The organism is Prauserella shujinwangii, assembly GCF_003001955.1.
Lineage (GTDB): Bacteria > Actinomycetota > Actinomycetes > Mycobacteriales > Pseudonocardiaceae > Qaidamihabitans > Qaidamihabitans shujinwangii.
In genome coordinates, this window is record NZ_PVNH01000004.1 from 222,937 (window position 1) to 246,521 (window position 23,585).

General features: G+C 72.2%; 29 protein-coding genes and 1 pseudogene. 24 read left to right on the forward strand and 6 right to left on the reverse strand.

Annotation, left to right across the window (positions count from 1 at the left end; all coding sequences use genetic code 11):
• Nucleotides 1-132 precede the first annotated feature (132 nt).
• The 13 genes from rpsP to whiG all read left to right on the forward strand — a co-directional run bounded on the left by rpsP (nucleotide 133) and on the right by whiG (nucleotide 10,684).
• Entirely contained in the window at nucleotides 133-600 is a 468-nt protein-coding gene (gene rpsP / locus B0I33_RS10810) for a 30S ribosomal protein S16 (RefSeq protein WP_106178485.1), read from the forward strand.
• Entirely contained in the window at nucleotides 597-836 is a 240-nt protein-coding gene (locus B0I33_RS10815; protein ID WP_106178486.1) for an RNA-binding protein, read from the forward strand. Before rpsP ends, B0I33_RS10815 begins: the two co-directional genes overlap by 4 nt.
• A 9-nt stretch (nucleotides 837-845) precedes the next feature.
• Nucleotides 846-1,358, forward strand: a complete 513-nt coding sequence (gene rimM, locus B0I33_RS10820) for a ribosome maturation factor RimM (RefSeq protein ID WP_106178487.1) — start codon at nucleotides 846-848, stop codon at nucleotides 1,356-1,358.
• The gene (gene trmD / locus B0I33_RS10825; RefSeq protein WP_106178488.1) at nucleotides 1,358-2,110 is read left to right on the forward strand and encodes a tRNA (guanosine(37)-N1)-methyltransferase TrmD; all 753 of its coding nucleotides are present in this window, start codon (nucleotides 1,358-1,360) and stop codon (nucleotides 2,108-2,110) included. Before rimM ends, trmD begins: the two co-directional genes overlap by 1 nt.
• A gap of 151 nt (nucleotides 2,111-2,261) precedes the next feature.
• Nucleotides 2,262-2,618, forward strand: coding sequence for a 50S ribosomal protein L19 (gene rplS, locus B0I33_RS10830; protein WP_106178489.1), 357 nt, complete (start codon nucleotides 2,262-2,264; stop codon nucleotides 2,616-2,618).
• 42 nt (nucleotides 2,619-2,660) lie between these two features.
• Nucleotides 2,661-3,608 (forward strand): signal peptidase I, encoded by a 948-nt coding sequence (gene lepB, locus B0I33_RS10835; RefSeq protein WP_106178873.1) that lies wholly within the window; start codon nucleotides 2,661-2,663, stop codon nucleotides 3,606-3,608.
• A gap of 74 nt (nucleotides 3,609-3,682) precedes the next feature.
• Nucleotides 3,683-4,465 (forward strand): ribonuclease HII, encoded by a 783-nt coding sequence (locus B0I33_RS10840; RefSeq protein WP_245900629.1) that lies wholly within the window; start codon nucleotides 3,683-3,685, stop codon nucleotides 4,463-4,465.
• Nucleotides 4,462-4,785 carry a DUF2469 domain-containing protein gene (locus tag B0I33_RS10845; protein ID WP_106178491.1) on the forward strand — a complete coding sequence of 108 codons (324 nt, stop codon included), beginning with the start codon at nucleotides 4,462-4,464 and terminating at the stop codon, nucleotides 4,783-4,785. Before B0I33_RS10840 ends, B0I33_RS10845 begins: the two co-directional genes overlap by 4 nt.
• A 316-nt stretch (nucleotides 4,786-5,101) precedes the next feature.
• Nucleotides 5,102-5,494 carry a YraN family protein gene (locus B0I33_RS10850; protein ID WP_106178875.1) on the forward strand — a complete coding sequence of 131 codons (393 nt, stop codon included), beginning with the start codon at nucleotides 5,102-5,104 and terminating at the stop codon, nucleotides 5,492-5,494.
• Nucleotides 5,494-7,005, forward strand: a complete 1,512-nt coding sequence (locus B0I33_RS10855) for a YifB family Mg chelatase-like AAA ATPase (protein ID WP_106178492.1) — start codon at nucleotides 5,494-5,496, stop codon at nucleotides 7,003-7,005. Before B0I33_RS10850 ends, B0I33_RS10855 begins: the two co-directional genes overlap by 1 nt.
• Nucleotides 7,002-8,165 (forward strand): DNA-processing protein DprA, encoded by a 1,164-nt coding sequence (gene dprA, locus B0I33_RS10860; RefSeq protein ID WP_106178493.1) that lies wholly within the window; start codon nucleotides 7,002-7,004, stop codon nucleotides 8,163-8,165. The genes B0I33_RS10855 and dprA overlap by 4 nt, the downstream gene beginning before the upstream one ends.
• 661 nt (nucleotides 8,166-8,826) lie before the next feature.
• Nucleotides 8,827-9,831, forward strand: a complete 1,005-nt coding sequence (locus B0I33_RS10865) for a tyrosine recombinase XerC (RefSeq protein ID WP_106178494.1) — start codon at nucleotides 8,827-8,829, stop codon at nucleotides 9,829-9,831.
• Nucleotides 9,803-10,684 carry an RNA polymerase sigma factor WhiG gene (gene whiG, locus B0I33_RS10870; RefSeq protein WP_106178495.1) on the forward strand — a complete coding sequence of 294 codons (882 nt, stop codon included), beginning with the start codon at nucleotides 9,803-9,805 and terminating at the stop codon, nucleotides 10,682-10,684. The genes B0I33_RS10865 and whiG overlap by 29 nt, the downstream gene beginning before the upstream one ends.
• Nucleotides 10,685-10,706: 22 nt before the next feature.
• On the opposite strand, the gene B0I33_RS10875 is transcribed toward whiG, so the two are convergent.
• The gene (locus tag B0I33_RS10875; protein ID WP_106178496.1) at nucleotides 10,707-11,303 is read right to left on the reverse strand and encodes a M23 family metallopeptidase; all 597 of its coding nucleotides are present in this window, start codon (nucleotides 11,301-11,303) and stop codon (nucleotides 10,707-10,709) included.
• 547 nt (nucleotides 11,304-11,850) lie between these two features.
• On the opposite strand from B0I33_RS10875, the gene rpsB reads away from it, so the two are divergent.
• The 5 genes from rpsB (at nucleotide 11,851) to B0I33_RS10900 (ending at nucleotide 15,943) form a co-directional block, all read left to right on the forward strand.
• Nucleotides 11,851-12,690 carry a 30S ribosomal protein S2 gene (rpsB, locus tag B0I33_RS10880; RefSeq protein WP_106178497.1) on the forward strand — a complete coding sequence of 280 codons (840 nt, stop codon included), beginning with the start codon at nucleotides 11,851-11,853 and terminating at the stop codon, nucleotides 12,688-12,690.
• 96 nt (nucleotides 12,691-12,786) lie between these two features.
• Entirely contained in the window at nucleotides 12,787-13,602 is an 816-nt protein-coding gene (gene tsf / locus B0I33_RS10885; RefSeq protein ID WP_106178498.1) for a translation elongation factor Ts, read from the forward strand.
• A 97-nt stretch (nucleotides 13,603-13,699) separates the two neighbouring features.
• Nucleotides 13,700-14,446, forward strand: coding sequence for a UMP kinase (pyrH, locus tag B0I33_RS10890; protein WP_106178499.1), 747 nt, complete (start codon nucleotides 13,700-13,702; stop codon nucleotides 14,444-14,446).
• 49 nt (nucleotides 14,447-14,495) lie between these two features.
• Nucleotides 14,496-15,053, forward strand: a complete 558-nt coding sequence (frr, locus tag B0I33_RS10895; protein WP_106178500.1) for a ribosome recycling factor — start codon at nucleotides 14,496-14,498, stop codon at nucleotides 15,051-15,053.
• Nucleotides 15,053-15,943: a phosphatidate cytidylyltransferase gene (locus B0I33_RS10900; protein ID WP_106178501.1), complete on the forward strand. Its 891-nt coding sequence runs from the start codon at nucleotides 15,053-15,055 to the stop codon at nucleotides 15,941-15,943. The genes frr and B0I33_RS10900 overlap by 1 nt, the downstream gene beginning before the upstream one ends.
• A gap of 17 nt (nucleotides 15,944-15,960) precedes the next feature.
• On the opposite strand, the gene B0I33_RS10905 is transcribed toward B0I33_RS10900, so the two are convergent.
• Nucleotides 15,961-16,806, reverse strand: coding sequence for a VOC family protein (locus B0I33_RS10905; RefSeq protein WP_106178502.1), 846 nt, complete (start codon nucleotides 16,804-16,806; stop codon nucleotides 15,961-15,963).
• A gap of 115 nt (nucleotides 16,807-16,921) precedes the next feature.
• On the opposite strand from B0I33_RS10905, the gene B0I33_RS10910 reads away from it, so the two are divergent.
• Nucleotides 16,922-17,674, forward strand: a complete 753-nt coding sequence (locus tag B0I33_RS10910) for a class I SAM-dependent methyltransferase (protein WP_425440466.1) — start codon at nucleotides 16,922-16,924, stop codon at nucleotides 17,672-17,674.
• On the opposite strand, the gene B0I33_RS10915 is transcribed toward B0I33_RS10910, so the two are convergent.
• On the reverse strand, nucleotides 17,638-18,267 hold the full coding sequence (locus B0I33_RS10915) for a PadR family transcriptional regulator (RefSeq protein ID WP_181193248.1): 630 nt from the start codon (nucleotides 18,265-18,267) through the stop codon (nucleotides 17,638-17,640). The two genes, B0I33_RS10910 and B0I33_RS10915, sit on opposite strands and share 37 nt — an antisense overlap.
• A gap of 95 nt (nucleotides 18,268-18,362) precedes the next feature.
• Between B0I33_RS10915 and rlmN the strand changes: the two genes are divergently transcribed.
• The 4 genes and pseudogenes from rlmN to B0I33_RS10935 form a co-directional block, all read left to right on the forward strand.
• On the forward strand, nucleotides 18,363-19,484 hold the full coding sequence (gene rlmN, locus B0I33_RS10920) for a dual-specificity RNA methyltransferase RlmN (RefSeq protein WP_106178505.1): 1,122 nt from the start codon (nucleotides 18,363-18,365) through the stop codon (nucleotides 19,482-19,484).
• Between the two features lie 37 nt (nucleotides 19,485-19,521).
• Nucleotides 19,522-19,767: a CopG family transcriptional regulator gene (locus B0I33_RS10925; protein WP_106178506.1), complete on the forward strand. Its 246-nt coding sequence runs from the start codon at nucleotides 19,522-19,524 to the stop codon at nucleotides 19,765-19,767.
• Nucleotides 19,761-20,105, forward strand: a complete 345-nt coding sequence (locus tag B0I33_RS10930) for a type II toxin-antitoxin system PemK/MazF family toxin (RefSeq protein ID WP_106178507.1) — start codon at nucleotides 19,761-19,763, stop codon at nucleotides 20,103-20,105. Before B0I33_RS10925 ends, B0I33_RS10930 begins: the two co-directional genes overlap by 7 nt.
• Nucleotides 20,106-20,127: 22 nt before the next feature.
• Nucleotides 20,128-20,534: pseudogene (locus B0I33_RS10935) on the forward strand (dual-specificity RNA methyltransferase RlmN); the annotation flags it as partial.
• Between the two features lie 55 nt (nucleotides 20,535-20,589).
• On the opposite strand, the gene B0I33_RS10940 reads toward B0I33_RS10935, so the two are convergent.
• From B0I33_RS10940 to B0I33_RS10950, 3 genes are all read right to left on the reverse strand, one after another.
• Nucleotides 20,590-21,084: a DinB family protein gene (locus B0I33_RS10940; RefSeq protein WP_106178508.1), complete on the reverse strand. Its 495-nt coding sequence runs from the start codon at nucleotides 21,082-21,084 to the stop codon at nucleotides 20,590-20,592.
• Between the two features lie 373 nt (nucleotides 21,085-21,457).
• Nucleotides 21,458-21,862 (reverse strand): heavy metal-responsive transcriptional regulator, encoded by a 405-nt coding sequence (locus B0I33_RS10945; protein WP_245900591.1) that lies wholly within the window; start codon nucleotides 21,860-21,862, stop codon nucleotides 21,458-21,460.
• A gap of 157 nt (nucleotides 21,863-22,019) precedes the next feature.
• Entirely contained in the window at nucleotides 22,020-22,286 is a 267-nt protein-coding gene (locus tag B0I33_RS10950; protein WP_106178510.1) for a DUF2631 domain-containing protein, read from the reverse strand.
• A gap of 90 nt (nucleotides 22,287-22,376) precedes the next feature.
• Between B0I33_RS10950 and dxr the strand changes: the two genes are divergently transcribed.
• Nucleotides 22,377-23,582: a 1-deoxy-D-xylulose-5-phosphate reductoisomerase gene (gene dxr, locus B0I33_RS10955; protein ID WP_106178511.1), complete on the forward strand. Its 1,206-nt coding sequence runs from the start codon at nucleotides 22,377-22,379 to the stop codon at nucleotides 23,580-23,582.
• Nucleotides 23,583-23,585: the final 3 nt, after the last annotated feature.

Sequence of the window (23,585 nt, forward strand, 5' to 3'; positions counted from 1 at the left end):
GCCTGCTCCGGACCGGGCCCTCTCACCGTGCCGGGGCTGCCACTACCTGCACCTGCGGGCACTCGCATCCGGTTCCCCACTCGGATCGTGCCCCGGCCCGAGCACCGAGAGAACTGAGGAGTACCCACACCCGTGGCCGTCAAGATCAAGCTGCAGCGCCTCGGCAAGATCCGTGCGCCGTACTACCGCATCATCGTCGCCGACGCGCGCACCCGCCGGGACGGCAAGGCGATCGAGACCATCGGCAAGTACCACCCGAAGGTCGAGCCGAGCTACATCGAGGTCGACTCGGAGCGTGCCCAGCACTGGCTGAAGGTCGGCGCCCAGCCCACCGAGCCGGTGCAGCGGATCCTCGAGATCACCGGGGACTGGCAGAAGTTCAAGGGCCTGCCCGGTGCCGAGGGCACGCTGCAGCGGCCGGAGCCGAAGCCGTCGAAGCAGGACCTGTTCAACGCCGCGCTCGCGGCCGCGGGCGAGGAGCCCTCCACCGAGGCCACCACGCCCAAGAAGAAGAGCGGCGGCAAGAAGGCCGAGGGCGAGAAGTCCGAGAAGTCGGACAAGCCCGCCGAGACGGCTGAGAAGAAGGCCGACGAGGCGTGAGCTTCCTGGCCGACTCGCTCGAACACCTGGTTCGCGGCATCGTCGACAACCCGGACGACGTCCGGGTCGAGCTCATCACGACCCGCCGGGGCCGCACGCTCGAGGTGCACGTGCACCCCGACGACCTCGGCAAGGTGATCGGGCGTGGCGGCCGCACGGCCACCGCGCTGCGCACCGTGATGGGTGGTATCGGTGGTCGCGGCGTCCGGGTCGACGTCATCGACACCGACCGCTGACCCACTCCGGTGCTGCTCGCAGTCGGACGCGTCGTGAAGGCGCACGGCATCCGCGGTGAGGTCGCCGTGGACGTGCGCACCGACCTCCCCGAGCAGCGCTTCGCCCCGGGCTCCGTGCTCACCGGCGAGGCGCGGGACGGCGGCACTCGTGAACTCACCGTGGCAGCCGCCCGCGAACACAGCGGGCGGCTGCTGGTGCGTTTCGAGCAGGTGCCCGACCGCACGGCGGCGGAGGAGCTGCGCGGTCTGCTGCTGCTCGCCGACACCGCCGACCTGCCGCCGACCGAGGACCCGGACGAGTTCTACGACCACGAGCTCGAAGGCCTGCGCGCCGAGCTCGGCGACGGCACCGGCGTCGGCACGGTCCGCGAGGTGATCCACTCGCCCGGCGGCGAGCTGCTCGCCCTGGACGTCGACGGCCGGGAGGTGCTCGTGCCGTTCGTGCGCGCCATCGTGCCCGAGGTCGACCTCGCGGGCGGGCGCGTCGTGCTGGATCCGCCGGAAGGGCTGCTGGACTCCTGATGCGGATCGACGTCGTCACGATCTTCCCCGAGTACCTCGACCCGCTGCGCGCGGCGCTGCTCGGCCGTGCCCTCGACCGCGGGCTCATCGAGGTCGGGGTCCACGACCTGCGCGACTGGACCCACGACGTGCACCGTGCCGTGGACGACGCACCGTACGGCGGCGGGCCCGGGATGGTGATGAAACCGCAGGTGTGGGGTGCCGCGCTGGACGACGTGTGCGGCGAGCGCACCCGGCTGGTCGTCCCGACCCCGGCGGGCAGGCCGTTCACCCAGCGGCTCGCCCACTCCTACGCCGCCGAGGAGCATCTGGTGTTCGCGTGCGGCCGGTACGAGGGCATCGACCAGCGCGTGCTCACCGACGCCGCGCGGCGGATGCCGGTCGACGAGGTCTCCCTCGGTGACTACGTGCTCGTCGGCGGGGAGGCTGCGGTGCTCGTCATCGTCGAGGCGGTGGTCCGGCTGCTGCCCGGGGTGCTCGGCAACCCGGTGTCGGCGGAACAGGACTCGTTTTCCGACGGCCTGCTGGAGGGCCCGAGCTACACGCGGCCGGAGGTCTGGCGGGACCTCGCCGTGCCCGAGGTGCTGCGCTCGGGCAACCACGCCCGCATCGACCGCTGGCGGCGTGACCAGGCGCTGGAGCGGACCTTCCGGCGCCGGCCCGACCTGCTGGAGCGGCTGCCGGAGGGTAGCCTGGACGAGCACGACCGCGCGGTCCTCGCGCGCCTGCGGGAGGACCGGCAGGGCCGCTGAGGTCCTGCGTACGGGGTCTGCCATACTTGTCGGGTTGGCGCTGAAGAGATCCGCGAGATCACGCGCCGCCGAACCCCTGGGCCCGCCGCTGTGCCGCGGGTGCGCGCCCGGAAGAACGTGAAGCCACACCGAGGACGAGGACGGAACTCCGATGAACACCCTGGACGCCCTGGACGCTGAGTCGCTGCGTTCCGACATCCCCTACTTCCGGCCGGGTGACACGCTGAAGGTGCACGTCCGCGTCATCGAGGGCAACCGCGAGCGGAACCAGGTCTTCGAGGGCGTGGTCATCCGCAGGCAGGGCGGCGGCATCCGCGAGACGTTCACCGTGCGCAAGGTGTCCTTCGGCGTCGGTGTCGAGCGCACGTTCCCGGTGCACTCGCCGAACATCGCGAAGATCGAGGTCGCCAAGAAGGGCGACGTGCGCCGCGCCAAGCTCTACTACCTGCGCGACCTGCGCGGCAAGGCCGCCAAGATCCGTGAGCGCCGCGAGTCCTCCGCTTCCTGAGCCGTCGGCCACCTGACGTAGCCTGGCGACGTGGTCGAACCCGTGCCTTCTCACGCCGAGGAAGACGAGCCGGAACGCCCTGACGACGACGAATCGCGGAACGACGCGGAGTCCCCGGCCGCCGGGGACTCCGGCGGCGGGCGGTCCGCGGGCAGGGCGAAGAAGCGGCACCAGCAGCGCAAGCAGCGTCCGTTCTGGAAAGAGCTGCCGATCCTGATCGTGGTCGCGCTCGTGCTGGCGTTCCTCATCCAGCAGTTCCTCGCGCGGGTCTACATGATCCCGTCGGGCTCGATGGAGGAGACACTGCACGGCTGTCCCGGGTGCACGCCGGACCGCATCCTCGTGGACAAGGTGACGTACGACTTCACCGACCCCTCGCCGGGCGACGTCGTGGTGTTCCGCGGGCCGGACACGTGGCTGGAGGGCGAGGCGCCCGTCGAGACCTCGGACAACGGTTTCGTCCAGTTCCTGCAGAGCATCGGGTCGGTGTTCGGCCTCGCGCCACCGGACGAGCGGGACTTCGTCAAGCGGATCATTGCCACCGGCGGGCAGACGGTGCAGTGCTGCGACGACCAGAACCGGGTGCTGGTGGACGGCAAGCCGCTGGACGAGCCGTACATCCACTGGGAGGGCAGCCGCACCCAGGCGGACTTCGGCCCGGTCACGGTGCCGCAGAACAGCGTGTGGGTGATGGGCGACAACCGGAACAACTCCTCCGACTCCCGCTACCAGGGCGGCGGTGGTGAGCGGGGCGCCGTCCCGGTGGACAACATCATCGGCAAGGCCCGGTTCATCGTCCTGCCACCGTCCCGCTGGGGCACGGTGAGCGACCACAACCCGCAGCAGCCCGCCGAGGCGACGGCGCTGGGCGCACCGGCGTGGCAGCAGGGTCTGCCGCTCGGCGCCGGGCTGGTGGCGGCGTGGCCGACGGTGCTGGCCGGCAGGCGGATCGGTGGAGCCGCGCGCGGGGCGGTCGGCCGGAGGCGGTAGCTGCCATGGGCGCTGTGACCGCGGGAGTGCGAAGGAGCCGGATACCGGGCACGGTGCTGCGCCCGCCGAGAGCGGTGGTGCGCGGCGAGACGTCGTGGGCCCTGCAGTCGGCGCTCGACCGGCGTGGTCTCGGCCCGGTGGCCGGAGTCGACGAGGCGGGCCGGGGAGCCTGCGCGGGCCCGCTCGTCGTCGCCGCGTGCGTTTTGCGGCCCGGTGACGGGGCCCGGCTGAGCGAGCTCACCGACTCGAAGCTGCTGACCCCGGCGGCCAGGGAACGCGTGTACGACCGGGTGCTGGCCCGCGCGGTGGACCACGCGATCGTCGTGATCCCACCCGACGAGGTCGACGCCCTCGGCGTGCACGTGACCAACGTGGAGGGCATGCGGCGCGCGGTGGCCGCGCTGCGGACCGCGCCCGGCTACGTGCTCACCGACGGATTCCGGGTGCCCGGCCTGCCCGCGCCCAGCGTCCCGGTGGTCAAGGGAGACCGCGCCGTGGCCTGCGTCGCGGCGGCCTCCGTGCTGGCGAAGGTCACGCGGGACCGGATCATGGCCGGCCTGCACGACGAGCACCCGGTGTACGGGTTCGACGTGCACAAGGGATACACCACGGCCGAGCACGGTGAGGCCCTCACCGCGCACGGGCCGAGCGAGGTGCACCGGTGGTCCTTCGCGAACGTCGCGCACGCGGCGGCCGCGCACGGCAGGCGGCCCCCGCGCCGGGTGATGTTGAGCGCCGCGGCACTGCAGGCGGGCGCGCCGCGTGCCGACAGTGAGGACGTGAGTCAGAATGGACTCTTCGCCGAAGAAGACCTGCCAGGCTTGCGAGACCTGCGAGGAGGGGCGCGTTTCTCATGAGCGCTGAGGATCTCGAGAAGTACGAGACCGAGATGGAGCTGTCGCTGTACCGCGAGTACCGCGACATCGTCAGCCAGTTCTCGTACGTCGTGGAGACCGAACGGCGGTTCTACCTGGCCAACGCCGTCGACGTCCAGGTCCGCGACAGCGGCGGGGAGGTCTACTTCGAGGTCCGGATGTCCGACGCCTGGGTGTGGGACATGTACCGGCCTGCCCGGTTCGTGAAGAACGTCCGGGTCATCACGTTCAAGGACGTCAACGTCGAGGAGCTCGACAAGCCGGACCTGCGGCTGCCCGAGGACGGCCCGTTCGGCACCTGACCTCGCGAGTCCCCCGCTCCCGCACGCGAGTCCCCCACCCAGGCTCACGAGTGCCGCGTTCCCGCACGTGAGTGCTGTGTTCCCGCACGCGAGTGCTGCGTTCCGGCTCCCGAGTGCCGCGCTCCGGCCGTGAGTGCCGCGCTCGCGCGCCCGCGAGCGTCTAGCACCGGGCTCCGACAATGCCCGTGCCCGGCCCCCGCGTTGTCCACAGCACCCCACCTGTCCACAGGTGCGGTCGTCGGCGCTGGTCCGGCCCACCCGGCCCTGCCACCGTCGAGAGCGACCGACCGGTGAACACGACCTGGGGGTGGACTGCATGGGTACCGCTGCGCGGCCCGGACTGCCGGACGATCCGCGATCACCGCTGGCGCTGGGCAGAAGAGGTGAGGACCTCGCGGCCGAACACCTGCGACGACAGGGCCTCGTCGTGCTCGCCCGCAACTGGCGCTGCCGCGAGGGCGAGCTGGACATCGTGGCCACCGACCGCACCACGCTCGTCGTCTGCGAGGTGAAGACCCGCTCCGGGCCCGACTACGGGGCACCGGCCGAGGCCGTCACCGAGGAGAAGATCGCCCGGATCCGCAGGGCCACCACCCGCTGGCTCGCGGACTTCCGCGTCGCGTGGTGCCCCATCCGGTTCGACGTCATCGCCATCGACGCGCCACCGGGCGAGCGGCCGCGCATCCGGCACATCACCGGGGCGTTCTGATGGCACTGGCACGCACGTGGTCGATCGCACTCCTCGGCATCGAGGGCCGCGTGGTGGAGATCGAGGCCGACATCGGCGCCGGGATGCCGGGCACCAAGCTCGTCGGCCTACCCGACGCGGGGCTGCGCGAGGCCAAGGACCGGGTCCGCGCCGCGGTCCGCAACAGCGGCGAGAAGTGGCCGGACACCAACGTCACGCTCGGGCTCTCCCCGGCGAACCTGCCGAAGGTCGGCTCCGGCTACGACGTCGGCATCGCCGTGGCGGTGCTCGCGGCGGCGGGGTCCGTGCCCGCCACCCGGCTCGTCGGCACGATCCTGCTCGGCGAGCTGGCCCTCGACGGCCGGGTGCGGCCGGTCCGCGGCGTGCTGCCCGCCCTGCTCGCCGCCCGCGCCGCCGGGTACCGGCGCGCGGTCGTGCCCGCGGAGTCCCTGCGGGAAGGCGCTCTCGTCGACGGGCTCGAGGTCGGGGGAGCGGGGCGGCTCGCGGAGATCGTCGGCTGGTTGCGCGACGAGCGGCCGCTGACCTCGCCCGAGCCGCCCGCGCCGGTGGTGCCCGACGAACCGCCCGACCTCCGCGACGTCCTCGGCCAGCCGGAGGCGCGCTGGGCGCTGGAGGTCGCGGCGGCGGGCGGGCACCACCTGCTGATGGTCGGCCCGCCCGGCGTCGGCAAGACCATGCTCGCCCGGCGCCTGCCCGGCCTGCTGCCGAGACTGTCCAGGGCGGAGGCGCTGGAGGTGACCGCCATCCACTCCATCGAGGGCGCGCTCTCCCCGGAGCGGCCCCTCGTCACGGTGGCCCCGTTCGTCGCCCCGCACCACACGGCCTCGGTCGCCGCCCTGGTCGGCGGCGGCACCGGACTGGCGGGGCCCGGCGCGATCAGCCGCGCCCACCGGGGCGTGCTGTTCCTCGACGAGGCCTGCGAGTTCGGTCCCGAGCGCCTGGAGGCGCTGCGCACCGCACTGGAGGAGGGCGAGATCCGGCTCGCCCGCTCGCGTGGTGTCGTGCGCTACCCCGCCCGCTTCCAGCTCGTGCTCGCCTCGAACCCGTGCTCCTGCGCCCCGCCCCGGGAGACCGACTGCGCGTGCTCCCCTGCCGAGCGGCGCCGCTACCTGGGCCGGCTGTCCGGCCCGCTGCTCGACCGGGTGGACCTGCGGGTGCGCATGCGGCCGATCACCGCGATGAGCACGCACACCGGTGAGGAACCGGAACCCACGGAGGCCGTCCGCGCTCGCGTGCTGTCGGCCCGCGACCGGGCCGCGCACCGCTGGGCCGCGCACGGCTGGCGCACCAACGCCGAGGTGCCCGGCCCCGCGCTGCGCCGGGAGTTCAGTCTGCCGCGCGACGTGACCGCCCTGCTCGACCGCAGCCTCGACCGCGGCGCGGTCACCGCCCGCGGAGCCGACCGGTGCCTGCGGATCGCCTGGACCCTGGCCGACCTGGCCGAGGCGGACCGGCCGGACGCCGACCACGTGGCGTCGGCCCTGGAGTTCCGTGATCGGAGGGCGGCATGAGCACCGACGAGAACGGCATGGCGCGCGATCACGCACCGGACGATGTGCGGCTGGCCAGGGCGTATCTGCTGCGCGTCGCCGAACCACCCGCCCCGGCCCTGGCCGCGTTCGTCGGTGCGCACGGCCCGGTCGAGGCCGCCGCGCTCGTGCGGCGAGGGCAGGCGCCGGACTCCGTGCTGCAGGAGACGAGCGCGCGGCGGGAGCTGGGGCTCGCGGAGCGGGATCTCGACGAGGCGGAACGGCACGGGGCGCGGCTCGTCGTTCCCGAGGACGCCGAGTGGCCCGCATGGCCGCTGCTCGCGCTCGACATCGCGACGGGCCGGGGCGTCGACGGGGTGGCCGCGCCGATCGCGCTGTGGGTGCGCGGGGGAGCGCGCCTGGACGAGGCCGCCACCGAGGCCATCGCCGTCGTCGGTGCCCGCGCGGCGACCCCGTACGGCGAGCACACCGCCGCCGAGCTCGCCTACGCCCTGGCTGGAGGTGAGCTCGCGGTGTTCTCGGGAGCCGCGTACGGCATCGACGGTGCCGCCCACCGCGGTGTCCTCGCGGCGGGCGGCGTCACGGCCGCCGTGCTCGGCTGCGGCCTCGACGCCGGTTATCCCGCGGGCCACGTCGGACTGCTCAACCGCATCGCCGAGCACGGGCTCGTCGTGAGCGAGTACCCGCCGGGCACGCCACCCGCCCGGCATCGTTTCCTCGTCCGCAACCGGCTCATCGCCGGGCTCACCGCGGGGACGGTGGTGGTCGAGGCGGGGGCCCGCAGCGGCGCGCGGAACACCGCCGCGACCGCGGGAACGCTGGGCAAGGTGGTGATGGCCGTGCCAGGCCCGGTCGGCTCCGCGCAGTCGGTCGGCTGCCACCAGCTGATCCGGGACGCGGCGGCGACGCTGGTCGCCTCGGCGGACGACGTGCTCGACACGGTCGGCAGGCTCAGCGCCGCCAGGGCGGCACCGCCGCCCGCACGGCGGCGCACCGACGGCCTGGGACCGCAGGCGCTGCGGGTCCACGAGGCCCTCGAGGGCCGAGGCGGCAGGTCGCCGGAGGAGGTCGCCACCGAGTCCGGGGTGCCGCTGGCCCGGGTACGGGCCCTGCTGCCCGCGCTGGAGCTCGACGGGTTCGCCGAACGGTGCGAGACGGGGTGGCGCCGTGCCCGGAGCTGACCCCGCCCTGCCGCCCAGGCCCCCGACTGCCGGGCCCGGCCCCGCGAGTGCCGTGCTCGGACCCGCGACTGCCGCGCTCGGGCCCGTGAGTGCTGCGTTCGCGTTCGCGAGTGTTGCGGTCAGGCCTGTGAGTGCTGCGATCAGGCCCGCGACTGCCGTGCTCGGACCCGTGAGTGTTGCGTTCGCGTTCGCGAGTGCCGCGCTCGGGCTCGTGGGTGCCGCGGTCGGGTTCACGAGTGCCGCGTTCGGACCCGCGAGTGCTGCGTTCGAGCCCGTGGGTGCCGCGCCGTGAGTGCCGCGTTCGGGCTCGTGAGTGCTGCGGTCAGACCGGTGCGTGCCTCGGCCAGGCGCGGGAGCGTGGCGGTCCGGCGCGGGAGGGCCACCGCCCGGTCGCCGGACTCGGCTGTTCCGCGGGCGACGTGCCCACGGCAATGACGGGACCGCGTCGCTCCCACCTTCGATCGCGACGCACCCCCGGCCGGTCACCACCGGCCGGTTCCGGACCGGCCGCCGCTCACCCCCACGGCGGCCACCGGCCCCGCGCTTCCGCCGCCCACACCCCCTACCCCCGGAAGCGCGGGGCCTCCCCGGAGATTGCGGGTTGATCAGCGAGGTGTGGCGATGCTTGACCATCGAAGCCGCTTCCTCCAGCTTCGATGCCATGGTGTCCTCAGCCGGTTCCGGGCGGTCCGGGCGCGTCGACCTGGCCGGGGTGCGCGCCGCGCTGCCGCCCGCGGCCGACGGGCTCCTCGGCGACTTCGAACGGCACCTGCGCGCGGAACGCGGGCTGTCGGCCCACACCGTCCGCGCGTACGTCGGCGACGTGGTGTCCCTGCTCGGCCACCTGCACGGCGTGGACGGCACGACGGGACCGGCCCCGGCGGGGTCCGGTGCGCTGGACGGGCTCGACGTCGGTGTCCTGCGAGCATGGCTCGCCGCGCAACGGTCCACGGGCCGCAGCCGGACCACCCTGCAGCGCAGGGCCGCGGCCGCGCGGACGTTCACTGCCTGGGCGCAGCGGTGCGGGGTGCTGGAGACCGATCCCGGCGCCCGGCTGGTCGCGCCCCGGCCGCACCGGCACCTGCCCGGGGTGCTGCGGGCCGAGCAGGCGGCGGACCTCATGCGGGCCTCGGGTTCGGGCGCCGCCGAACGCGACCCGGTCGCCGTGCGCGACCACGCGCTCCTGGAGCTGCTCTACGCGACCGGGGTGCGGGTGGCCGAACTGTGCGGACTGGACGTGGACGACGTGGACTTCGACCGGAGGGTCGTGCGCGTCCTGGGAAAGGGGAACAAGGAGCGAATGGTGCCGTTCGGGCAACCCGCGGAACGCGCAGTGCGTACCTGGGTGGAGGGGGGTCGGCCCGCGCTGGCTACCGTGTCATCGGGATCGGCCTTGTTCCTCGGCGTCAGAGGCAGGCGGGTCGACCCGAGGACGGTGCGCAGGGTGGTGCACGACGCCGTCGAGTCGGTGCCGGGCGCCGCGGACATGGGCCCACACGGGCTGCGCCATTCCGCGGCGACGCATCTGCTCGAGGGCGGCGCGGACCTTCGCAGCGTTCAGGAACTACTCGGTCACGCTACGCTTGCCACGACGCAGCTCTACACTCACGTGACCGTCGAGCGGCTGAAGGCGATTCATGACCGAACCCACCCCCGTGCCCGATGACGCCGGTGGAGATTTGGCTGAACCGGAGCCCGGTCCGGACCGCCACACCACGAACGGAAGCGGCGTGACGGCACAGCTGAGCAGCGGTGGTGACACCGAGACGACCATCCAGTCGCTGTGGAAGGAGTTCGTCTCCACACAGGACCAGCGCATCCGTGACCGGCTCGTGCTGCACTACGCGCCGCTCGTCAAGTACGTCGCCGGCCGCGTCGGCACCGGGCTGCCCACGCACGTCGACGTGGGCGACCTCATTCAGTCCGGCATCTTCGGGCTGGTCGACGCGATCGAGAAGTTCGATCCCGACCGCGGCCTGCGCTTCGAGACCTATGCCATGCAGCGCATCCGCGGCGCGATCCTCGACGACCTCCGCTCGCAGGACTGGGTGCCCCGGGTCGTGCGTAGCCGGGCCAGGGAGGTGGAGCGCGCGATCGACCGGCTCGGGGCCAAGCTGCACCGCACGCCGACCGACGCGGAACTCGCCGCCGAGCTGGGCATCACGCTCGACGAGCTGCGCGAACTCTACGGGCAGCTCCGCCTGACCAGCGTCGTCGCGCTCGAGGACCTTGTCAGCGTCGGCAAGGACAGCGGTTCGCTCGTGGACACGCTGCCGGACGACGACGCCGTCGACCCCGCGACCGTGCTGGTCGACCGGGACAACCGGCGCCAGCTCGCCGACGCCATCTCCCAGCTCACCGAACGCGACCGGATCGTCGTCAGCCTCTACTACTTCGAGAGCCTGACCCTGGCCGAGATCGGCAAGGTGCTGGGCGTCACCGAGTCCCGCGTCAGCCAGCTGCACACCCGGGCCGTGCTGCGGCTGCGGGCCAAGCTGGTCGAGCAGGCGGGTGCCTGAGCGACGGCCGCGCCGGTGATCGTCAACCGCCGGGCGGCACCCCCTCCCACGGCTTGAGCCGGATCCGGACGTCCACGCGGACCAGCCGCATGGGGTCGAGGTACTCCTCGCCGCGCCGCACGCCCCAGTGCAGGCACGCCGCGACGGGACAGCCGGCGTGTCCCGCGGTGAGCGTGCCGACGACCTGGCCCGCGTACACCTGCTCGCCCCGTGTGACCGCGGGCTCGACCGGCTCGTACGTGGTGCGCAGGCCACCGTCGTGGTCGACCGACACCACGCCCCGGCCAGCCACCCGGCCCGCGAACACCACGAACCCCTGCCCGGCGGCCAGCACCTCACGGCCCGGCCCGGCCGCCAGGTCGACGCCGCGATGGCCCGGCCCGTACGGGTGCGCCGGTGCCTGGAAGGGCCTCGTCACGCGCGGCACCGGGGACAGCGGCCAGCCGAACCTCGGCTCGCTCGGCTCACCCGCCCCGGCCCGGGGCTGTGCGGGCGAGGCCGCGGCGCCGGTCACCCACGCGGCGCCCGCCAGTACCGCCAGCACCGTCAGGACCGCCAGGACCAGCGCGACCGCCCTGGGCGCGGCACGTCGCCCGCGCCGTTCCCGGGGCCCGGGCATCGCGGCCTGCCGGGACGAGGCACCGTGGCCGGGCGCCGGGCCGAGCCGCGCGGCCGCGCCCCGCCACGGCGGGGGAGATCCGGCCCGCCGGGCCGGCGCGCGCGGGCGGTGGACCGGGGCACCGGTGTGCCGGACCGGCGACGGCCGGGTGCTCCTGGATGTGGTCATGAACCCAGCGTGCCGGGACGGCAACGGGGGAGTGGAGGGGAGCGGCGAATCTGTGGACAACCGGGGTGGTTGTGGACAACTCCGGGCTCAGCCGGGCTCCGGTTCGAGCGGCTGACGGGTGTCGGCGTACACTACGGGGCGCGGCCTGTGTAGCCACAGGCTGACTTCGCGTGTACGTGCGCGGCTCCGCTCTCCCCGGGCCTGCCCAGGTGACCGGCGCCGACGGCGTCCGGCGGTCTCCGCGGTCGAACGTGGCCAACGAGTCCGGTCGCCGGCACTGCACCAGGGCGGCTGACCACCCGGTCCGCCGCGACAACCGGCCCCGCATGTCGAGCCCCGCGCCCGGCATGCACGAGACAGAAGAGGTGCGAATCCGGCCATGGCCGTCGTCACCATGAAGCAGCTGCTCGATTCCGGCGTGCACTTCGGGCACCAGACCCGGCGCTGGAATCCGAAGATGAAGCGCTACATCCTCACCGAGCGCAACGGCATCTACATCATCGACCTGCAGCAGACGCTGAGCTACATCGACCGCGCCTTCGAGTTCATCAAGGAGACGGTCGCCCACGGCGGCACGATCCTGTTCGTCGGCACGAAGAAGCAGGCCCAGGAGGCCATCGCCAACGAGGCGCAGCGCGTGGGCATGCCGTACGTGAACCAGCGCTGGCTGGGCGGCATGCTGACCAACTTCCAGACCGTCCACAAGCGCCTGCAGCGGCTCAAGGAGCTGGAGGCGCAGGAGCAGACCGGCGGCTTCCAGGGCCTCACCAAGCGCGAGATCCTCACGCTGACCCGCGAGAAGGACAAGCTGGAGAAGACCCTCGGCGGTATCCGCGACATGTCCAAGGTGCCCAGCGCCGTCTGGATCGTGGACACCAAGAAGGAGCACATCGCGGTCGGCGAGGCGCGCAAGCTCAACATCCCCGTGGTCGCCGTGCTGGACACGAACTGCGACCCGGACGAGGTCGACTACCCGATCCCGGGCAACGACGACGCGATCCGCTCCGCCGCGCTGCTGACCAAGGTCGTCGCCGAGGCCGCGGCCGCGGGCCTGATGGCGCGCTCGGGCCGCAACGGTGCCGCCGCCGAGGGCCAGGACAAGCCCGAGGCCGGGGTCGCTTCCGACGAGCCGCTGGCCGAGTGGGAGAAGGAGCTGCTGGCCGGTTCGGACGCCGGTGCCTCCGAGCAGCCCGCCGAGCAGCAGACCACCGCTTCCTGATCTCTCCACCGTGGCAGGCGGGCACCGCCTGCCACGGCGGGGTACCTCTCCACAGACCGACCCTGCGCGTACCGAAGAAGGAACGGACAACGCACGATGGCGAACTACACCGCGGCAGACGTGAAGCGCCTCCGCGATCTCACCGGCGCCGGCATGATGAACTGCAAGAAGGCGCTCGAGGAGAGCGACGGCGACTTCGACAAGGCCGTTGAATACCTGCGCATCAAGGGGGCCAAGGACGTCGGCAAGCGCGCCGAGCGCGCCACGGCCGAGGGGCTCGTCGCCGGGGACGGCGGCGTCCTCATCGAGCTGAACTCGGAGACGGACTTCGTCGCGAAGAACGACGAGTTCCAGCAGCTCGCCGACACGATCGTCGAGGCGGCCAAGGAGCTGCGCACCAGCGACGTGGAGCAGCTGAAGCTGGCCGAGGCAGGCGGCAAGACCGTCAACGAGCTCATCCAGGAGCTCTCCGCGAAGATCGGCGAGAAGCTCGAGCTGCGCCGCGTCGCCGCGTTCGACGGCCAGGTCACCACCTACCTGCACCGCCGGGGCGCCGGGCTGCCGCCCGCCGTCGGCGTGCTCGTCGAGTACACGGGCGACGACGAGGAAGCCGCCCGCGGTGCCGCGCTGCAGGTCGCGGCGCTCAAGCCGAAGTACCTGACGCGGGACGAGGTCCCGGCCGACGCCGTCGAGAACGAGCGCCGCATCGCCGAGCAGACCGCCCGCGAGGAGGGCAAGCCCGAGCAGGCCCTGCCGAAGATCATCGAGGGCAAGGTCAACGCGTTCTACAAGGACGTCGTGCTGCTCGACCAGCCGTCCGTCACCGACAACAAGAAGAACGTCAAGGCCCTGCTGGACGAGGCCGGCGTGACCGTCACCCGGTTCGTCCGGTTCGAGGTCGGCCAGCCGTAGTTCCGGTGAGCACTGTGCCCCGTCTCCCGCCAGCTTCTCCGGGGGCGGGGCACAGTTGTGGAACACCCACAGCAGCACTCGAGTGCGCGGAGGCGACATGGAAGCAGATCGGGCCGGGCAGGGATACCGGAGAGTGCTGCTCAAGCTGGGCGGCGAGATGTTCGGCGGCGGCGCCGTCGGTCTCGACCCCGACGTGGTCCATTCGGTGGCCACCCAGATCGCGGCCGTGGTGCGCACCGGCGTCCAGATGGCCGTGGTGATCGGTGGCGGCAACTACTTCCGCGGCGCCGAGCTCTCGCAGCGCGGCATGGACCGCGACCGCGCCGACTACATGGCGATGCTCGGCACCGTGATGAACTGCCTGGCCCTGCAGGACTTCCTCGAGAAGGAGGGCCTGCCGACGCGCGTGCAGAGCGCCATCACGATGGGTCAGGTCGCCGAGCCGTACATCCCGCGCCGCGCGGAGCGCCACCTGGAGAAGGGGCGCGTCGTCATCTTCGCCGCGGGCGTCGGGATGCCGTACTTCTCCACGGACACCGCCGCCGCGCAGCGTGCGCTGGAGATCGGCTGCGACGTGGTGCTGATGGCCAAGGCGGTGGACGGTGTCTACACGGCCGACCCGAAGAGCGACCCGGGTGCGAAGATGTTCGACGAGATCACCCACCGCGAGGTCCTCGAGCAGGGGTTGAAGGTCGCCGACGCCACCGCGTTCAGCCTGTGCATGGACAACAACATGCCGATCCTCGTGTTCAACCTGCTCACCGAGGGGAACATCGCTCGTGCGGTGAGTGGTGAGAGGATCGGCACACTGGTCAGTACCCCCACCGGTGGCCGGCCCGCCTGAGCGTGCTGGGATCGCTGGGGACCCGCGCAAACACACACCTGGAGTAGCCGTGATCGACGAGACCCTCCTCGACGCCGAGGAGAAGATGGAAAAGGCGGTGTCCGTCGCCAAAGAGGACCTGTCGTCGGTGCGCACCGGGCGGGCGACGCCAGCGATGTTCTCCCGCATCGTCGTCGAGTACTACGGCGCGCCCACCCCGCTGAACCAGCTGGCCAGCATCAACATCCCGGAAGCGCGGATGGCGGTGGTCAAGCCGTACGACGCCTCGCAGCTGAACAGCATCGAGAAGGCCATCCGCGACTCCGACCTCGGGGTCAACCCGAGCAACGACGGCGCCGTCATCCGCGTCGTCATCCCGCAGCTCACCGAGGAGCGCCGCCGGGAGATGGTCAAGGTCGCCAAGAGCAAGGGTGAGGACGCCAAGATCTCCATTCGCAGCGTGCGGCGGAAGGCGAAGGAGGAGCTCGACCGGATCGCCAAGGACGGCGAGGCCGGCGAGGACGAGGTCGCGCGCGCCGAGAAGGAGCTGCAGAACCTCACCGACACCTACGTCCACCAGGTCGAGGACCTCGTGAAGCACAAGGAAGCCGAGCTGCTCGAGGTCTGATGACGAAGGTGAGCGAGCACCGGGACGAACGCGAGGGCACGGCCGAGCCCGAGGATCCGGCTCCACCGGAGCGCAAGCCCTCCCGGGCGGGCCGTGACCTGCCCGCGGCCATCGCCGTCGGCGTCGTGCTGGGCGGGGCGATCCTCGCCTCGCTGTTCACGGTGCGGTACCTGTTCATCGCGATCGTCGCGGCGGCGATCGCGGTGGGCACCATCGAGTTCGCCGCCGCACTGCGCCGGGGGGCCGGCATCCGCCTCGCGGTCGTTCCGGTCCTGGTCGGCGGCCAGGCGATGATCTGGCTGGCCTGGCCGTTCGGCAGGGAGGGTGCCGTCACGGCGTTCGTGCTGACGGTGCTGGCCTGCCTGCTCTGGCGGCTGCCCGGCGGCGCCGCGGGCTACCTGCGGGATGTCGGCGCCTCCGTGTTCGCGGCCGCCTACCTGCCGTTGTTCGCCTCGTTCGCCGCGATGCTCGTGCCGCCGGAGGACGGCGTGGGCCGAGTCCTGTCGTTCATGATCGTCGTGGTGGCCTCCGACACCGGCGGCTACATCGCCGGGGTGCTCGGCGGCAGGCACAAGATGGCCCCGTCGATCAGCCCGAAGAAGACGTGGGAGGGCTTCGGCGGCTCGCTCGCCGCGGGGATCGGTGCCGGTGCGCTCTCGCTGTCCCTGCTGCTCGAAGGGCAGGCGTGGCAGGGGGTGCTGTTCGGCGCGGCGATCGTGCTCACCGCGACCCTCGGCGACCTGATGGAGTCGCTGATCAAGCGCGACCTCGGCATCAAGGACATGGGCCACCTGCTGCCCGGTCACGGCGGCATCATGGACCGCCTCGACTCGCTGCTGCCCTCGGCGGTCGTGTCGTGGCTGCTGCTGAGCGCGTTCCTCCCCGCCTGAGCCCGCCCGAGCCGCGCTCAGTCGCCGTAGGGGTCGTCGACCTCGGCGCGGCCCGCCCCGTTGTCGACCGCGGACTCGTGGTCGATGATCGACAGCACCGAGCCGTTGGGGTCGGCGATCACCGCCGTCCGCCCGAACGGGGTGTCGAACGGCGGGGTGAGCACGCTGCCCCCGAGCATGATCGCCTGCCCGGCGACGGCGTCGGTGCCCCGTGCCGGGTCGACGCAGAAGTAGACCATCCAGTGCGGCCGGGTGGATTCCCGGTACTCGTCGCCCATCTGGTAGCGGTAGATGACGGGGCCGTGGTCCAGTCGCCATTCCGCGTAGTCGATGCCGCCCGAGCCGATCTGCTCGCTCGTGAAGCTGAACATGCGGCAGTAGAAGTTGTCGGTCTTCTCGCCGTCGTAGGTGTTGAGGTCGGCTCCGCTGAACGCGCCGGGAACACCGGTGACGAAGCTCCACGAGTCGGACGGCTGCCAGAACACGACGGGCGCGCCGCCCGCGTCGAGGGCGTGCACGATGCTGCCCCGGTCGGGAATGTCCACCGGGCCCAGCGTCACCAGCCCGCCGAGGTGCTCGACCCAGTCGGCGACGCTGGCCGAGTTGGTCACGGCGAGGTGCACGATCCAGCCGGTCGGCTGGTCGCTGGCCGCCTGGTAGAGCCCGGCGACCTCGTACTCGCCGAGGGTCGCGATGTTGTACCGCCGGGTCAGCGTCGCCGGGTCGCGCCGGAGCCGGAACTCCCAGCCGAAGAGCTCCGCGTAGAACCGCTGCGCGGCCGTTTCGTCGGAGGCGGCCAGCTCCACCCAGCACGGCATCCCGGCGGGGACGACGGACTGCTGGGTGGGCGAACCGACCGACATGGGCAACTCCCGCGAAACGCACCGTGATCACGCTTTGTACCGTGCCGGTGATCTTACGTCGCCAGGTGCGGTCGATACCCTGGTCTTCGTGAAAAGATCCGTACGCAGGGTAGACGTGGTACCCAGTCCGAACATCTGGTACTACCCGGAAGCGTACGAGCTGGAGAACCGGGTGCAGGACGCCGACGGCACCCTCTGGAGCGTCCTGGCCGAGCAGGCGCCCTGGTCCGGGCGCGACGTGGTGGACATCGGCTGCGGTGACGGCTTCCACCTGACGCGGTTCGCGGCGGCGGCCCGGTCGGTGGTCGGGGTCGAGCCGTACCAGCCGCTCGTGCGGCGCGCGGAGCGCCGGGTGGCGGGCCTCGGCACCGTGTCGGTGCTGCGCGGGGCGGCGCAGCGGCTCCCGCTGCCCGACGGGAGTGCCGATGTGGCGCACGCGCGGACGGCCTACTTCTTCGGTCCCGGCTGTGACCCAGGCCTGCGCGAGGCCGACCGGGTGCTGCGGCCGGGCGGCACGCTGGTGATCGTCGATCTGGACACCCGCCACGCGCCCTACGGCGACTGGATGCTCGCCGACCTCCCGCACTACGACGCCGACGCGGTGGACGCGTTCTTCGCCGCGGCCGGGTTCGCCTGCCACCGCGTGGAGGCCCGCTGGGCCTTCCCCGATCGCGCGAGCATGGAAGCCGTGCTGCGCATCGAGTTCAGTGCCAGGGTGGCCGAGCGCGCGATCGCGGAGACGTCACGCCGCAACGCGGGCGCGCCCGGCCCCGGCCTGGACCTGCCGGTCGGCTACCGGGTGCTGGTCCGGCGCAAACCGGGCGGGCTCGTTCACTCGCCCGCGGGGGACTCGCCGAGGATCCCGTAGAGCGCGCGCCGCGCGTCGTTGATCACCTCGATCGCCTTCGCCTGCTGCGCGCTGGTGCCGACCGCCCAGACCTGCCGCATGGCGCCCATGAGCGCGCCGGCGGCGTCGCGCAGCTCCACCTCGTGCGGGTCCGCCTCCTTGGCGAAGTGCTCCCAGGGCGGCGGCCCGTCCTGCTTGCCCGCGGCCGCCCTGCCCTCGTCGGTGAGCTCGTACAGCCGCTTGCCGCCGTCCTCGCTGCTGCGGACCAGGCCCTCGTCGGCCAGCAGCTGCAGGGTGGGGTAGACGGAACCGGGGCTCGGCTGCCAGAACCCGCCGCTGCGCTCCCCGATCTCCCCGATGATCTCGTAGCCGTGCCTCGGCTGCTCGGCCAGCAGGGTGAGGACCGCGGACCGGACGTCGCCGCGCCTGCCGCGCCTGCCGTGCCCGTGGCCGCCGCGACGGCGGCCACGGGGTCCCGGTCCACCGGGAAACGGCCCCGGCCCGCCGGGGCCGCCAGGACCGAAGCCGCCGAATCCCCCGAAACCGCCGTGCCGGTGCGCGCCGGGCGGGCGGAAGCCACGTGGTCCGAATCGTTCGTCGAAACGTGGTCGCATGACCATCCTCCCTGTTCGTTGTATCTCGACATGTTCACGATATATCGGAAACAGTCGTCATGCAACCATCGAGGTCATGGGACACTGGAGGAGTTATGACTGCCCTCCCCCTCGTCTTCGACGCACCCCGCCGGGGCATGCCGCCCCGGCACCTCGCCGACCTCACGGCGGCCGAACGGGCGGAGGCCGTCGTCGCACTCGGCGAGAAGCCGTTCCGCGCCAAGCAGCTGTCGCACCACTACTTCGCCCGGCTCACCGCCGATCCCGAGCGGATGACGGACATCCCGGCCGCCTCGCGGGCCCGGCTCGCCCAGGAGCTGATGCCCCCGCTGCTCACGGAGGTCAGGGCGCTCGACTGCGACGGGGGATCCACGCGCAAGACGCTCTGGCGCGCGCACGACGGGACCCTCCTGGAAAGCGTGCTCATGCGCTATCCGGACCGGGCGACGCTGTGTATCTCCAGCCAGGCGGGCTGTGGCATGGCGTGCCCGTTCTGCGCCACCGGCCAGGGTGGTCTCGAACGGAACCTGTCCACCGCCGAGATCGTCGACCAGGTGCGCTCCGCGGCGGCGGTGATGCGGGACGGCCTGATGCCGGGTCCCGACGGCACGCCCACTCCCGGCCGCCTGTCCAACATCGTGTTCATGGGCATGGGGGAGCCGCTGGCGAACTACCGGCGCGTGGTCGCCGCCGTGCGGCGGATCACCGAGCCGGCGCCGGAGGGACTGGGCATCGCGCAGCGCTCGGTGACGGTGTCGACGGTGGGGCTGGCCCCGGCGATCCGCAGGCTGGCTGACGAGCGGATGCAGGTGCGGCTCGCGGTGTCGCTGCACACTCCCGACGACGAGCTGCGGGACACGCTCGTGCCCGTGAACAATCGCTGGCCGGTCGCGGAGGTGCTGGCGGCGGCGCGCTACTACGCCGACGTCAGCGGCAGGCGGGTGTCGATCGAGTACGCGCTGATCCGGGACATGAACGACCAGCCGTGGCGGGCCGACCTGCTGGCCCGGCTGCTGCGTGAGCACCTCGGGCACCTGGTGCACGTCAACGTGATCCCGCTGAACCCGACGCCGGGCAGCAAGTGGGACGCCTCGCCGAAGCCGGTGGAGCGCGAGTTCGTGCGGCGCGTCAACGCCGGGGGAGTGGCCTGCACCGTGCGGGACACGCGGGGCCAGGAGATCGCGGCCGCCTGTGGCCAGCTCGCCGCCGAGGCCTGATCGACAGAGTGGGTAATACCGGGTTATACTCATCGTCGTGAAGACGGCGATTTCGATTCCTGATGAGACGTTCGCGCAGGTGGAACGGGGTGCGCAGGGTCTTGGGATTACGCGCTCGGAGTTCTATGCGCGCGCTGCCCGGTTCTACCTGGAACATCTGGAACGGGAGTCGTTGACCAATGAGATCAACTCCGCTCTCGAGTTGATCGACGGGGACGACTCCTCCTCGGCTGCGGTCATCGCCGGTCGGCGTCGGCTGGAGCTGGCTGACGACGAGTGGTGATCGAACGAGGCGGCATCCACTGGGCTGACCTCGGCGAGCCCGAGGGCTCACGGCCTGCCAAGCGTCGCCCTGTACTTGTCATCCAGTCGGACCCCTACAACACCAGCAGGCTCGCGACCGTCCTCGTGGCGGTGCTCACCTCCAACACGACGTTGGCCGCCGCGCCGGGGAATGTGTTCCTGCCGTCATCAGCCACAGGTCTTCCTCGCGACTCGGTCGTCAATGTCACGGCGCTGGTGACGTTGAACAAGACCGATCTCGTTCAGCATGTTGGCGATGTGCCTCTCCTGCTGATGCGCGACGTGGACACGGGACTCAGGCAGGTTCTGGGACTTTGACGCCCGCCGAGTTCGTCAGACGGTAGGGAGCGGTGAGCCGCTGGCGAACCACCGGCGCGTGGTCGCCGCCGTGCGGCGGATCACCGAGCCGGCGCCGGAGGGGCTGGGCATCGCGCAGCGCTCGGTGACGGTGTCGACGGTGGGGCTGGCCCCGGCGATCCGCAGGCTGGCTGACGAGCGGATGCAGGTGCGGCTCGCGGTGTCGCTGCACACTCCCGACGACGAGCTGCGGGACACGCTCGTGCCCGTGAACAATCGCCGGCCGGCCGCGGACCTGCTGGCCCGGCTGCTGCGTGAGCACCTCGGGCACCTGGTGCATGTCAACGTGATCCCGCTGAACCCGACGCCGGGGGAGTGGCCTGCACCGTGCGGGACACCCGGGGCCAGGAGATCGCGGCCGCCTGTGGCCAGCTCGCCGCCGAGGCCTGATCGGCCCGCGAGGTTCGGTCAGCAGCAGTCCTCGGCCGAGCAGTCGCGCTCGCCGTCACACCCGCCGGGTGGCGGTGAGCTGTTCGCGGAGAATGTCGCCGTGGCCTGCGTGCCGGGCGAAGTCCTCGATCAGGAGCAGGTAGACGAACCGGAGGCTGACTTCGCCGGCGCGGGGATGCGTCGTCGTGTCGTCGAGGTCGAACTCGGCGGCGATCGCGCGGGAACGCTCGCTGGCGCGCTCGAACTCGCCGATCACGTCGGCCAGCGTCTCGCCGTCGCCGACGACGAAACTGCCGTCGTCAGCGGTGGCGTAGCCGTCGCACGCGGATTCGTCCAGGCCGAACAGAGTGCGCTGGAACCAGATGCGCTCGGCGGTGGCGGCGTGTTTGATCAGCCCGATCGGTGTGGTGAGCGAGGTGACCAGGCGCCGCCGCACGTCGGTTTCGGACAGGCCGCTCGCGGTGTCGATAAGCGCGCGCCGGTTGCGGTCGAGCATGTACTCCAACATGGTGCGTTCGGGTCCCGTGGTCAGTTGGGGCCATACGAACATGGGTCGTCCCGCCTTCCGGATTGGTGACAGAGGGGTGCTCGGACAGGGGTCGTCTCGATCACCGAGGACCTCGGTGATGCGGGCCCGAGCGGAGGGAGGAGTCGCGGCACGCGCCACGAACGGGTTCTCGGCTCCGGTCAGATCGTCCTCGGGGAGGCTGTGTCCAGAGCCGAGGAGAGCCGGATCGAGTCAGGCTAGCGTTCCCGCCCCGCTCCTGTCACGCCGACCGGTGCCGGTGCTGTCATGAGTGGCTCGTGACTGACTTTTTCGCCACTAACGAGCCACTCATGACACGCGGGGTTCGGTCAGCAGCAGTCCTCGGCCGAGCAGTCGCACTCGCAGTCACAGCCGCCGGAATAGGCGAAGCGCACGGTCAGTCACCCCCTTCCCTCGGGTCGGGCGGGGGGCACCAGGTGCCGGGCTCGGGGTCCACGCAGTCGTCGGCGCGGATGCCCTCGACCATCGTGACCAGCTCGGCGCGCAGCGCGGTCAGCCGGGCGACCTCGGCGTCGATCTCCTCGATGTGCCGCCGCAGCAGCGTCTCGGCCGGCTCGCACGGGCACGTCCCGGTGTCGCGCACCGCGAGCAGGTCCCGGATCTCCGCGAGCTGCAGGCCGAGCCGCTGGGCGCCGCGGATGAACCGCAGCCGGTCGACCGCGGCGTCGCCGTAGCGCCGGTGCGCCCCGCTGGTGCGGTCGGGCGGCGGCAGCAGGCCGATCCGCTCGTAGTACCTGATCGTGTCGGGACTGGCGCCGGTCCTCGTGCTGACCTGCGCCATCGTGAGAGAGTTCGCACCCGCTGCCGTCCGCATGGTGCGAGGTTAGAACCTGGAGTCGGCTCCAGAGTCAAGTCCGGACACGTGACCGCCCGACGAACCGGATGTGGCATTGGTGACGTCCGGCGCACCGAATGCCACATTCGGTGCGTCCAGCGGGCTACCGGCGCCAGGCGGTGCGGCGCCGCCGCAGGTCCCACAGCAACCCGATGACGACCGCGCTGCCCAAGCCGATCAGCCAGATGTTCTCGGTGTTGCCCTCGTGGTTGCCGATCAGCATGGCGAACAGCGCGATCGCGGTGATCCAGCCCCCGGCCTGCGTGCCCTTCGGGAAGCTGCCGTGCCAGCCCCACTCCGCCGACGGCTCGTCGCGGGGGTCCACCTCGGTCCCGGTGCGCTTCTCGACCGCCTTGTTCGCCACGATCACTCCTTACCGCTGTGCTGCGCACGATGATCCCACACCACGACCGGTGGACCGCCGACGGGCCGGAGGCGAGGTTCGCCACAATGGTGGGCGATGAACTCGCCAAGAACCGTCCTCGTCCTCGGCTCGACCGGCTCCATCGGCACCCAGGCACTGGACGTCGCGGGCCGCAACCCCGGCCGCTTCCGCGTCGCGGGCCTCGCCGCGGGCGGCTCCGACCCGCAGGCGCTCGCCGCCCAGGTGCTCGCCCACTCCGTCGAGGCCGTGGCCGTGACCAAGCCGACGGCGGTGGAGGACCTCCAGCTCGCGCTGTACACCGAGGCGCAGCGCCGCGGCTACGCGAAGGGCGAGTTCCGCCTGCCGCGGATCTTCGCCGGTGCAGGCGCCGTCGTGGAGCTGATCGAGGCCGTCCCGGCCGACGTCGTGCTCAACGGCCTGCCGGGCTCCCAGGGGCTCGCGCCGACGCTGCGCGCCCTGGGCACGGGCGCGACGCTCGCGCTGGCCAACAAGGAGTCGCTCATCGCGGGCGGGCCGCTCGTGCTGGCCGCGGCGGGGCCGGGCCAGCTGGTGCCGGTCGACTCCGAGCACTCCGCCCTCGCCCAGGCACTGCGCGGCGGGCGCGCCGACGAGGTCGACCGGCTGGTGCTGACGGCCTCCGGCGGCCCGTTCCGCGGCCGCACCAGGGAGCAGCTGGCCGGGGTCACCGTGGACGACGCGCTGGCACATCCGACGTGGGCGATGGGACCGCTGGTCACGATCAACTCGGCGACCCTCGTGAACAAGGGCCTGGAGCTCATCGAGGCGAGGCTGCTGTTCGACGTGCCGTGCGACCGGATCGACGTGGTGGTGCACCCGCAGTCGATCGTGCACTCGATGGTCACCTTCACCGACGGGTCCACCCTCGCCCAGGCCAGCCCGCCCGACATGCGGTTGCCGATCGCGCTCGCGCTCAACTGGCCGGACCGGGTACCCGGCGCCGCCCCGCCGTGCCGCTGGGACCAGGCGGCGAGCTGGACCTTCGAGCCGCTCGACAGCGCGGCGTTCCCCGCCGTGGAGCTGGCGCGGCACGCGGGCACGGTGGGTGGTCTCCTCCCGGCGGTGTTCAACGCCGCGAACGAGCAGCTCGTGGCCGCCTTCCTGGCGCAGAACACCAGCTTCACCTCCATCGTGGACACTGTGAGTGAGGTGGTGGAGTCCGCCGACGAATGGCGCCGCGAACCCCGCGACATCGACGACGTCTTCGCCGCGGAACAGTGGGCGCGCGAGCGCGCCCTCGCGATCAGTACGGGAGGGAAGTAGCGC